This is a genomic window from Aeromicrobium panaciterrae (assembly GCF_039537165.1).
Lineage (GTDB): Bacteria > Actinomycetota > Actinomycetes > Propionibacteriales > Nocardioidaceae > Aeromicrobium > Aeromicrobium panaciterrae.
Genome location: NZ_BAAAZZ010000002.1, coordinates 2736706 through 2747907 on the forward strand (window position 1 = coordinate 2736706; position 11202 = coordinate 2747907).

Genomic DNA, 11202 nt, shown 5'->3' on the forward strand with positions numbered 1-11202 from the left:
CGAAAAACAAGGATCCTTGTCCACAAGGTGGGTCGCGAATGAGTCCTTCCACAGACCCAGCCCGCGCCCTTGTATGTGCGCTCTTCAACCTGCCAACTACGCAACGAAAGCCGCGAGCCTGAGGTCGCGGATGCCCCAACCGCCTGTGCTCGCGCGAGCCTCTCGTCGTACGTCCCTTCGCTCGCAGGGCTCGCTCCCGCGACTTCGTCGCTAGGGACCGTGGATCGGGACCGGTCGCTAGTTGAGCGTGTAGACGATGAAGCCCTCATTGGTGGCCACCGTGTCGTACAAGCGTCGGCCGGCGGTGTTGGTCTCGTGGGTCTGCCAATAGACATTCGTGACGCCTTCGGTGCGAGCTGCGTCGCCCACGGCCTGGATCAGCGCCCGCCCGACGCCCTTGCCGCGCTCCGAAGGCAGCGTGAACAGGTCGCGCAGGTAGCAGACCGGTTCGATGCTGGTCGTGCTGCGGTGAAACAGGTAGTGCACGAGCCCGATGAGCCGCCCGTCGTCCTCGGCGACCAGCGCGAACATGGGTTCGGCTGGATCGAGGAACCGTTGCCACGTCACAGCGGTGACCTCGTCCGGTGGGACGGTGTCACCACCGAGCTCATAGAACGCGTTGTAGCCGTCCCACAGCGGACGCCAGGCATCGAGATCGGCAGCGACAACCGGTCGGACGATCATGAGCGGGCCGCCCGGGCGCGGTCGAGCTGGGCGAGCATCGTGGAGCGAGCAGCGTCTGCCGGGAGGTTGCGGCCGTCGGCGTCGACCGGACCTTTGGGCGAGTGCACCTCGACGGTGGCCACGCCGCGCCAGCGCTGCAGCGGCCCCTGGCTCAGCTCGACCGACTGGGTCTTGTGGTGCGGCACGATGCTGGTGGTCCGCTGGATCCACCCCTCACTGGCCACGAAGGTGCGGTCGTTCGCCGCGACCCAGCGGTAGCGGAAGCCGATCGGCGCAAACACCCACGAGCGGGGCGAGGCGTACGTACGCGGGGTGAGGGCCGGATCCGCGCCGGGCAGCAGCTCGGCGATGATCGCGTTGGCCAGCGGCGCGTCACTGATCGGGAGCAGCGTCGAGTTGGCGTTGTCGCCGCCTGCGTCATCGCCCTGCGACGCGTAGCCTGCGACATCGACCTCGAGGCGTTGCCAGCCGAGGCGTCGCCAGACCAACGGCTCCTTGACCGCGATGCCCTGGACCCGGTCGTACGGGATGGTCTGCGACGTACGCGACAGGAGTCCGCGCTCGATGCGCAGGCCGCGTTCACCGCGCGACAGGGTGAAGTCCCACTGCTGGATGACCCGTTGCCCGACGATCTGGATCAGCCAGGAGCCGAGGGGGATGATGCCGCCGATGAAGGCAATGACCTGACCCCACCAGAGCGCCACGACGAGCACGGTCACGGTGCCGAGCACCGCGAAGAGGAAGTCGAGCGACAGCAGCGTGCCGATGATGATGCGGGTCGGTGGCACGACCGTGATGATGCTGCGCTGCTCGTCAGGTGCTTCCTCCGACGCGGAGTGGCCGTGCGTACGAGCCAGCAGGAGCTTGCGAAGCGCTCCCGCGTCGGCGAGCTTGAGGAAGCGCAAGGACGTACGCGAATTCTTGCCGCCGGCCATCTCGATGCGCAGCTCGGCCAGGCCGAAGATGCGTGCCACCAGAGGCTCGGCGATGTCGACGGACTGGATGCGCTCGTACGGGATGCGCCGCGACGCCTTGGTGAGGATGCCGCTGTTGATGCGCAGCTCCGTGCCGTCGATGACGTAGCGGGTGAACCGCCAGCTCAGGAAGCCGACGCCCATCCCGAGGACGAGCCCGCCGCCGAGGGCGATGACCCCGCTGAGGAACGGGCTGACACCTTCCCAGCCCCCACCGCCCATCGAGCTGAACAAGCCGAACACCGCCGCGGCGGCCCAGAGCGCACCCTGGACCACGCCGGTCAGCGGGTGGGTGCGCAGGCCGACGGACTCTTTGACCGCAACGGGCGACTCAGACACCGGCGCCATGGGCCTCGCCCAGCTCCGTCAGTCGGTTGCGCAGCGCCGTCGCCTGGTCGGCAGGCAGACCCGGGATGTCGGCGGCGGTCTCGGGGCTCGCGGTGTGGAGCGTGACGGTGGCGATGCCGTACGCGCGGGCCAGCGGGCCGGCCTCGACATCGACGAACTGCATGCGCCCGTAGGGGATCGCGACGAGGCGCTTGAACATGACGCCGCTGGTGACCAGTAGGTCGTCGGCGTTCTCGGCGTAGCCCCAGCTGCGCTGGTTGCGGCCAGCCCACAGCCAGCCCCACACCGCGACGGCAAGCGCTACGGCGACGACGGCGGCACCGATCCACCACACGCCGGTCTTGGGCAGGACCAGAACCACCACCAGCTGGACGAGAGCGATCACGGCCGCGGGGACGGTGATCAGGATGCGTCGGGCGGTCGCGAGCTTCGGCGATACGCGCTTCCATTCGCCGACGGCAGGTTCGAAGAGAGCATCCACCCGTCTCACCCTAGGGGTTGGTAGCGTCCGTCCCGTGCAACTCCTCGTCAGTGCCACAACGGCCCACGGCATCACCGACACCTCCGGTCCGGGCTGGATCGAGGTCGTCGACGGCATGATCTCGGCGAGCGGCGCGAGTGCTCCGCCACGTACGGCCGATGTCCACGTCGAGGTGCTGGCACCGGGATTCATCGACGCGCAGATCAACGGTGCCTACGGTGCCGACTTCGCGTCAGCCACGGACGACGACTGGACCCGCATTGCAGCCCGGCTCCCCAGCACCGGCGTCACCGCGATGGTGCCGACCTACATCACGGCACCGATCGAGGAGGTCAGCCAGGGCGTCACGGCGTACGCCCGTCGCCGCGCCGGCGCCACCAGCGGCACGAGGTTGCTGCCGTGCCACGTCGAGGGGCCGTTCCTCGCGCCCACCCGGCGCGGCGCGCACCGCGAGGAGCTGCTGGTCGATCCGACCCCGGAGCGGGTCAACGCACTCATCGACGCGGGCGGTGACTCGCTGGGCTACGTGACGCTGGCCCCCGAACGGGACGGCGCTCTCGAGGCCATCGCAACATTCGTCGCCGCCGGCGTACGCGTCAGCGTCGGGCACAGCGACGCCGACGCTGCCACGGTCTCGGCGGCGGCCGATGCCGGCGCGACGCTGGTGACGCATCTCTTCAACGCGCAGAGCCCGCTGATGCCGCGCCGGCCCGGCGTCGTGGGGGCCGCGCTGGCCGACCCCAGACTGACGCTCGGACTGATCGCCGACCTGCACCACGTCCAGGCCGAGGCGATCCGGCTGACGTTCGCCGCGGCAGCCGGGAGGGTCATGCTCGTCACCGACAACGTGTCGGCGTTCGGCATGCCGCCGGGGGAGTACGAGCTCGGCGGCCAGACCCTCTCGGTGACCGAGGGTGAGCCGCCGTTGAGAGCTGATGGCACGCTCGCCGGTGCCGCCGTACGGCTGGACGACTGCGTGGCCAACTCCGTGGCGTCGGGCGCCTCGATCGACCAGGCGATCGCCGGCGTCACCTGCGTACCTGCTCGGGCTCTGGGGCTCGACGACCTGGGCCACTTGCGCCCCGGCGTCGCAGCAGATTTCGTGGTTCTGGACGGCGCGCTGCGCACGCAACAGACCTGGATCGGCGGCGAATTGGTATTTGACCGCGAGAGTCCCACGGTGGGAGACTGAGAGACGCAGGCCAGCTCCTGCCCTTCCCCTCCAGCCACCATTTTCCGCGGAGATTCCCATGGCCAAAGCAATTGTCGGCTTCATCGGTGGGCCCACCCCTTCACAGCTTCGCGACAGCGCGATGCTGCGTCGCCGCGTCGCAGATCTTGAGGCAGAAGTGCTCCGCCTCAAGGTCGAGAACGACGGACTCCTCAAGGCCCTGCGCGAGCAGGTCGACCACGTGACGGCGGGCGATCTGCTCGAGCCCGTCGCGGGTCACCGCTGACACATACCGACCGATCTGGCGACACTCCGTCGCCCACGGCGTCTGGTCGCCTAGTGTGTTCTGAAGTCCCAGACTGCAACAAGCACAGTCGGCCGTAGTCGTAGGAGCAGCGTTGTACCTCAAGAGCCTCACGCTTCGTGGGTTCAAGTCCTTTGCTTCGTCGACGACGCTCCAGTTCGAGACCGGCATCACGTGTGTCGTCGGACCCAACGGCTCCGGCAAGTCCAACGTCGTCGACGCCCTCGCCTGGGTCATGGGCGAGCAGGGTGCCAAGTCGCTGCGCGGCGGCAAGATGGAAGACGTCATCTTCGCCGGTACGTCGGGCCGCCCGCCGCTGGGCCGTGCCGAGGTCGTGCTGACGATCGACAACACCGACGGTGCGCTCCCGATCGAATACACCGAGGTGACGATCACCCGCACGATGTTCCGCAACGGCGGTTCGGAGTATGCGATCAACGGCAACACCTGCCGACTCCTCGACGTCCAGGAGCTCCTGAGCGACTCCGGCATCGGCCGCGAGATGCACGTCATCGTCGGCCAGGGCCAGCTCGACAGCGTGTTGCGCGCGACTCCGGAGGAGCGCCGCGGCTTCATCGAGGAAGCCGCGGGCGTCCTCAAGCACCGCAAGCGCAAGGAGAAGGCGCTCCGCAAGCTCGACGCGACCCAGGGCAATCTCACGCGCCTCAACGACGTGCTCACCGAGCTCCGTCGCCAGCTCAAGCCGTTGGGTCGCCAGGCGGAGGTCGCTCGCCGTGCCGCCGTGATCCAGGCCGACGTACGCGATGCGCGCGCCCGACTGCTGGCCGACGACGTGTCGCAGGCCCGCAAGGTCATCGAGGAGGAGCTCGCCGACGAGACCGCGCTGAAGGAGCGCCGTCAGGCGGTCGAGTCGGCGATCGCCGCTGCGCGTCAGCAGGAGACGCTGCTCGAGGACCAGCTCCGCGAGGACTCACCGCGCCTGGCCGCCGCCCAGGAGACCTGGTACTCCCTGTCGGGACTGCGCGAACGATTCCGTGGCACTGCCGGTCTCGCCAACGAGCGCGTACGCCTGGCCGCCGTCGAGGCCGAGGATCGCCGGGTTGGCCGTGACCCCGAGGCGCTGGAGGCCGAGGCCCGTGAGGCGCAGGCCAAGCACCAGGAGCTCGATGCCGGGGTCTCGGAGGCCACCGAGTCGCTCGAGCAGGTCATCGCCGCCAAGGACGAGGCCGAGGCGGCCTACACCGCCGAGGAACGCCGGGTCGCCGGGCTGCTGCGCGCTGCCGCCGACCAGCGCGAGGGACTGGCTCGCCTCCACGGTCAGGTCAACTCGCTCAAGAGCCGCGCCACCGCGGCCGGCGAGGAGATCGGACGCCTGACCGTCGCCCGTGACGAGGCCGAGCGCCGCGCCACCGATGCACAGCGCGAGTTCAGCGCGCTCGAGAACACGATCGCCGGACTCAACGCCGGCGAGTCCGGCCTCGATGAAGACCTCGAGCAGGCCGAAGGTGCCCTCGCCGAGATCGTCGAGCAGCTCGCCTCGCTCCACTCGCAGACCCAGGAGGCCGAGCGCCAGCAGTCTGCGCTCGCCGCCCGCAAGGAAGCCCTCGAGCTCGGCCTCGCCCGCAAGGACGGCGCGGGTGCGCTCCTCGCGGCGACCGACGAGATCAGCGGGCTGCTCGGCTCGGTTGCGGCACTGTTGACCGTACGAGCCGGCTACGAGACCGCCATCGCGTCGGCGCTCGGCTCGGCCGCCGATGCCGTCGCCGTCGACCACCTCGACACCGCCGTCTCGGCGATGGAGAAGCTCAAGTCCGAGGACCTCGGCCGCGCCGGCATGCTGCTGGGTGGCGGCGAGGTCGACGACTCGTCGTGGCCCGGGCTGCCTGACTTCGCGACGTACGCAATCGACGTCGTCGACGGGCCCGCGGCGCTTCAGGGTGCCCTGCGACGCTTGCTCTACAAGGTTGCCGTCGTCGACGGTCTTGATCAGTCGCGGCAGCTGATCGCCCAGTCGCCGGACGTCGTCGCGGTGACCCGTGACGGTGACGTGCTCGGACCGCACTTCGCGTCGGGTGGATCGTCCTCGAAGCAGAGCCTGATCGAGGTCAAGGCCGCGATCGAGCAGGCCGGCGACGACCTCGATCGCGCGGTGCACACGCTCGAGCGCCTGCGATTTGAGATCGAGGGCGCCGAGACCAAACGCGTTGCTGCGCAGGAGCACGTCGACGCGGCACTCGCGAGGCTCCACGAGTCCGACGCGACGATGGCCGCCGTGGCCGAGAACCTCGGCCACCTCGGCGCCACGGCACGCGCCGCCCGCGGCGAGGCCGATCGACTCACGGCCGCGATCGAGGCTGCGGCCGAGGCGCGCGACACCGACGTGTCGGGTCTGGCCGAGCTGGAGGAGCGACTCAGGCAGGCCGAGTCGGCACCCGAGGACGAGCCCGACACCACGCTGCTCGAGGAGCTGGCCGACAAGGCGTCGGCGGCCCGGCGCGCCGAGACCGACGCACGTCTCGCCCTGCGTACCAATGAAGAACGCGCCCGCGCGCTCGCGGCCCAGGTCACGTCGTTGTTCGAGGCGGCGGCCGCTGAGCGTGATGCCCGGGTCAAGGCCGAGCAACGCCGCGAGCGCCAGCTGCGCGAGGCCGAGGCCGCCAAGGCGGTCATCGGCGCCAGCGAGCGGGTGCTGGTGCGCCTCGAGACGTCGGTCGTCCAGGCCGCGGACCTTCGCACGTCGATCGAGGCGTCCCGCTCCGGCCGCGAGGAGACGCTGCGCGGCGTACGCGGCAAGCTCCGCGAGCTCAGCACCGAGCTCGACGGCCTTACCGACTCGGTGCACAAGGACGAGATGGCGCGGGCCGAGATGCGGCTGCGCCTCGAAGGGCTCGAGGCGCGGGCGCTCGAGGAGCTGGGTCTCAACATCGACGAGCTCATCGCCGACTACGGGCCCGACCAGCTCGTGCCGCCGATCGTCGTCGCTGCAGAAGAGGGTCACGACGCCCCTGAGGCAGGGGAGCCGGTGCCCTACGACCGGGACCAGCAGACCAAGCGCCTCCGCGCCGCCGAGCGGTCCATGGCGATGCTGGGCAAGGTCAACCCGCTCGCTCTCGAGGAGTTCAGCGCCCTCGAGGAGCGCCACCAGTTCCTGTCCGAGCAGCTCGAGGACCTCCGCAAGACCCGCAAGGACCTCCTTGAGATCGTCGAGGAGGTCGACGCCAAGGTCGAGCAGGTCTTCACCGAGGCCTGGTACGACGTCGAGCGCGAGTTCGCCGACGTGTTCTCCCGGCTGTTCCCCGGCGGCGAGGGATCGTTGGTGCTCACCGATCCGCAGAACATGCTGACGACCGGCATCGACGTCGAGGCCCGTCCTCCCGGCAAGAAGGTCAAGCGTCTGTCGCTGCTGTCAGGAGGTGAGCGCTCGCTGGTCGCCGTGGCGTTCCTGGTGGCCCTGTTCAAGGCGCGGCCGAGCCCGTTCTACATCCTCGACGAGGTCGAGGCGGCGCTCGACGACACCAACCTCGGGCGCCTGCTCGAGATCTACGAAGAGCTGCGCGCCAGCTCGCAGCTCATCGTCATCACGCACCAGAAGCGCACCATGGAGGTCGCCGACGCCCTCTACGGCGTCTCGATGCGCGGCGACGGGGTGTCTGCCGTCATCAGCCAGCGCCTGCGCGACGAGGCGTCGGCGTGAGCGAGCCGACGCTGCGTACGGACTTCCCGACGCTGCGCACGATCTCGACGCGGTGGGAGGACGAGGACGTCTACGGCCACGTCAACAACGTCGTCTACTACTCGTTCTTCGACACGGCCGTGAACGGCTTCCTCATCGATGCGACGGGCACCGACATCCGCAAGCTGGACGCGATCGGCCTCGTCGTCGAGACCCAGTGCACGTTCATGCGGTCGCTCGCGTTCCCTGACGACGTCCAGGCCGGCATCGCCGTCACCAAGATGGGCAACACCAGCATCGTCTACCGCATCGGCCTGTTCCAGGGCGACACCGACGAGCCGGCCGCGATCGGGCAGTTCGTCCACGTGTATGTCGATGCCGCCACGCGCAAGGTCACCCGGGTCCCGCAGTCGATCAAGGACGCCGTCGAGCCACTGGCTCGCTAGTCCCCGCGTTCGGTGAATGGCGCAGGGCCACCGGCGAGTGGTGCAAGCTCGGGCTTTCGAGACGGCGAGCCGTCCGAATCTGCACCACTCGCGGGTGAGTTCGCACCACTCGGGAGGGCATCTACATAGGATCGCGGTGTGACCACGCTGACCCTCGTCCTGATCATTGCCGGTGTCGTCGTCCTCCTCGGTGGCGGTACGGCGTTGCTGCTGGTGCGTCGCCGCGCCGAGCTGCCGCCACAGACGCCGACCAAGGAGGTCGCGGAGAAGCCCGACGTGGTCGAGCCGGCACCCAGGCCGACAACCAAGCCGAGGCCTGTCCCCGAGCCCAAGGTCGAGCCGAAGCCGAAGCCGGAGCCCGAGCCAGAGCCCGAGCCGGAGCCGAAGCCAGAGCCCGCACCCGAGCCGGAGCCCGCACCCGCGTCCACGATCGAGCGGCCGGAGGCGCCCAAGGGTCGTCTCGTGCGTTTGCGTGCCAGGCTCGCCCGCTCCCAGGGCACGCTGGGCAAGGGGCTGCTGGCCGTGCTGGGCCGCGCGTCGCTCGACGACGCGGCGTGGGAGGAGATCGAGGACACGCTCCTGGCTGCCGACGTCGGGGTCGGGCCGACCGACGAGCTGGTCGAGAAGCTCAAGACCCGTGTCCGGGTCGAGGGCGTCAAGGACCCTGAGCATGCCCGCACGATGCTCAACGAGGAGCTCATCGCCCTGATCGGTCCGTCGGACGACCGATCCCTGAAGTCCACCGGTTCGGACGGCAAGCCCGGTGTCGTGCTGGTCGTCGGGGTCAACGGCACCGGCAAGACCACCACGGTGGGGCGACTCGCTCGCGTACTGGTCGCCGAGGACAAGTCGGTCGTGCTGGGAGCCGCCGACACGTTCCGCGCGGCTGCTGCCGATCAGCTCCAGACCTGGGGCGAGCGGGTCGGTGTGCAGACCGTACGCGGCCCCGAGGGCGGTGACCCCGCGAGCGTCGGCTTCGAGTCGGTCCAGAAGGGCATCGCCGACGGTGTCGACGTCGTGCTCGTGGACACCGCGGGACGTCTGCACACCAAGGCGGGCCTGATGGACGAGCTCGGCAAGGTCAAGCGCGTCATCGAGAAGCAGGCCCCGGTCACCGAGGTCCTGCTCGTCATCGATGCGACGACGGGGCAGAACGGGCTCACCCAGGCCCGCGTGTTCGGCGAGGTCGTCGACGTCACCGGAGTCGTGCTGACCAAGCTCGACGGCACGGCCAAGGGCGGCATCGTCATCGCGGTGCAGCGTGAGCTCGGCGTACCCGTGAAGTTCGTCGGACTCGGCGAGGGCGTGGATGATCTTGCACCGTTCGACCCGGCGGAGTTCGTCGACGCACTCCTCGAGTGATCCGGTCGCGTTACGCGGTGTTAACACAAACCGAGATTTCGTGACATTGCCGCAACACGACGAAACCCGTACCGAAACCGGCCGATAACAACCTGTTGTGCAGTGGGCGACGTTCCCGCCCGCGCACAACTCACTCGGAGGTTTCATGGATACCGGCGATACTGCGTGGATCCTGGCCAGCTCGGCCCTGGTCCTGCTCATGACGCCAGGACTGGCGTTCTTCTACGGCGGCATGGTCCGCTCCAAGACGGTTCTCAACATGATGATGATGAGTTTCCTGGCTCTCGCCATCGTCCCGGTGCTGTGGGTCCTGTACGGCTACTCGATCGCGTTCAGCCCTGAGGGCAACCGCTGGGTCGGCGGCTTCGAGCGACTCGGCCTCGACAACATCTCGGTTGGCACGGCGTACGGGACGATCCCCGAGTACGTCTTCGTTGCCTTCCAGCTGATGTTCGCGATCATCACGGTCGCGCTGATCAGCGGCGCCATCGCCGACCGCGCGAAGTTCGGCGCCTGGGCGCTGTTCGTCGTCATCTGGATGACGGTCGTCTACTTCCCGGTCGCGCACTGGGTCTTCGACTTCGGCGACAACGGTGGCTGGATCGCCACCAAGCTCCAGGCATTCGACTTCGCGGGCGGCACGGCGGTCCACATCAACGCCGGTGCTGCGGGACTCGCGCTCGCGCTGGTCCTCGGCAAGCGGGTCGGCTGGAAGCGCGACCCGATGCGCCCCCACAACCTCCCGTTCGTCCTGCTGGGCGCCGGTCTCCTGTGGTTCGGGTGGTTCGGCTTCAACGCCGGCTCGGCTGTCGGCTCGAACGGTCTGGCCGGACTCGCGTTCGTCAACACGGCCGTCGCCACGGCAGCCGCGATGCTCGGCTGGCTGCTCGTGGAGGTCGTCCGTGACAAGAAGGCCACCAGCCTCGGCGGCGCCTCGGGCGCGGTCGCCGGACTCGTCGCCATCACGCCCGCCTGCGGGACGCTGTCGCCGGTCGGCTCGATCGGCCTCGGCATCATCGCCGGTGTCATCTGCGCCCTCGCGGTCGGGCTGAAGTACAAGTTCGGCTACGACGACTCCCTCGATGTCGTCGGCGTCCACCTCGTCGGTGGTCTGGTCGGAACGCTGCTGATCGGTTTCCTCGCCACCAAGACCAACGCCGGTGGCAAGGCCAACGCCGGATTGCTCTATGGAGGCGACTTCAGCCAGCTGGGCAAGCAGGCTGTCGCAGCAGGTGCGGTGCTCGCGTACTCGTTCATCCTCACGTACGTCATCGGCAAGCTGATCGACGTGACGATCGGGTTCCGCATCAGCGAGGAGGATGAGGTCTTGGGCATCGACCAGGTCGAGCACCTCGAGACCGCGTACGACGAAGCCGGGATCATCGGCGGGTCCGCACTGAAGACGGGAGTCCGAGCATGAAGCTCGTTACGGCAGTCATCAAGCCGCACAAGTGGGAAGAGGTCCGCGAGGCCCTCGCCGCCGCCGGCGTGGCCGGCATGACGGTGACCGAGGCCAGTGGTTATGGCCAGCAGAAGGGTCATACCGAGGTCTACCGCGGCGCGGAGTACGACGTGTCGTTGGTCCCCAAGATCCGTCTCGAGGTCGTCGTCGACGACGCCGATGTCGACAGCGTCGTCGCGACGATCACGGGTGCGGCCAAGACCGGCAAGATCGGTGACGGCAAGGTCTGGGTGATCCCCGTGGAGTCCGTCGTACGGGTTCGTACCGGCGAGACCGACGAGGCCGCCCTCTAGGCGGAGGCACCACGGCGCCGGCGCCTCACCCTCCGGGGGGGGG

The 11202-nt window shown here is 68.9% G+C and carries 10 protein-coding genes; 7 read left to right on the forward strand and 3 right to left on the reverse strand.

Annotation, left to right across the window (positions count from 1 at the left end; all coding sequences use genetic code 11):
- Positions 1–237: 237 nt before the first annotated feature.
- Genes ABD683_RS14315 through ABD683_RS14325 form a run of 3 tightly spaced genes read right to left on the reverse strand, consistent with a single transcriptional unit; the run spans position 238 to position 2487 of the window.
- The gene (locus ABD683_RS14315) at positions 238–684 is read right to left on the reverse strand and encodes a GNAT family N-acetyltransferase (protein ID WP_344770637.1); all 447 of its coding nucleotides are present in this window, start codon (positions 682–684) and stop codon (positions 238–240) included.
- Entirely contained in the window at positions 681–2006 is a 1326-nt protein-coding gene (locus ABD683_RS14320) for a PH domain-containing protein (protein WP_344770638.1), read from the reverse strand. Before ABD683_RS14320 ends, ABD683_RS14315 begins: the two co-directional genes overlap by 4 nt.
- Positions 1990–2487, reverse strand: coding sequence for a PH domain-containing protein (locus ABD683_RS14325; protein ID WP_344770639.1), 498 nt, complete (start codon positions 2485–2487; stop codon positions 1990–1992). Before ABD683_RS14325 ends, ABD683_RS14320 begins: the two co-directional genes overlap by 17 nt.
- Positions 2488–2521: 34 nt before the next feature.
- Between ABD683_RS14325 and nagA the strand changes: the two genes are divergently transcribed.
- The 7 genes from nagA (at position 2522) to ABD683_RS14360 (ending at position 11159) form a co-directional block, all read left to right on the forward strand.
- Complete coding sequence (gene nagA, locus ABD683_RS14330; RefSeq protein WP_344770640.1) at positions 2522–3679, forward strand: N-acetylglucosamine-6-phosphate deacetylase; 1158 nt, start codon at positions 2522–2524, stop codon at positions 3677–3679.
- A 58-nt stretch (positions 3680–3737) separates the two neighbouring features.
- Complete coding sequence (locus ABD683_RS14335) at positions 3738–3944, forward strand: hypothetical protein (protein ID WP_344770641.1); 207 nt, start codon at positions 3738–3740, stop codon at positions 3942–3944.
- Positions 3945–4056: 112 nt separating this feature from the next.
- Entirely contained in the window at positions 4057–7617 is a 3561-nt protein-coding gene (smc, locus tag ABD683_RS14340) for a chromosome segregation protein SMC (protein ID WP_344770642.1), read from the forward strand.
- A complete protein-coding gene (locus ABD683_RS14345; protein ID WP_344770643.1) occupies positions 7614–8042 on the forward strand; it encodes an acyl-CoA thioesterase in 429 nt (142 codons plus the stop codon). The genes smc and ABD683_RS14345 overlap by 4 nt, the downstream gene beginning before the upstream one ends.
- Positions 8043–8180: 138 nt before the next feature.
- Positions 8181–9404: a signal recognition particle-docking protein FtsY gene (ftsY, locus tag ABD683_RS14350; RefSeq protein WP_344770644.1), complete on the forward strand. Its 1224-nt coding sequence runs from the start codon at positions 8181–8183 to the stop codon at positions 9402–9404.
- Positions 9405–9549: 145 nt separating this feature from the next.
- The gene (locus ABD683_RS14355) at positions 9550–10824 is read left to right on the forward strand and encodes an ammonium transporter (protein WP_344770645.1); all 1275 of its coding nucleotides are present in this window, start codon (positions 9550–9552) and stop codon (positions 10822–10824) included.
- The gene (locus ABD683_RS14360; RefSeq protein WP_344770646.1) at positions 10821–11159 is read left to right on the forward strand and encodes a P-II family nitrogen regulator; all 339 of its coding nucleotides are present in this window, start codon (positions 10821–10823) and stop codon (positions 11157–11159) included. The genes ABD683_RS14355 and ABD683_RS14360 overlap by 4 nt, the downstream gene beginning before the upstream one ends.
- Positions 11160–11202 lie beyond the last annotated feature (43 nt).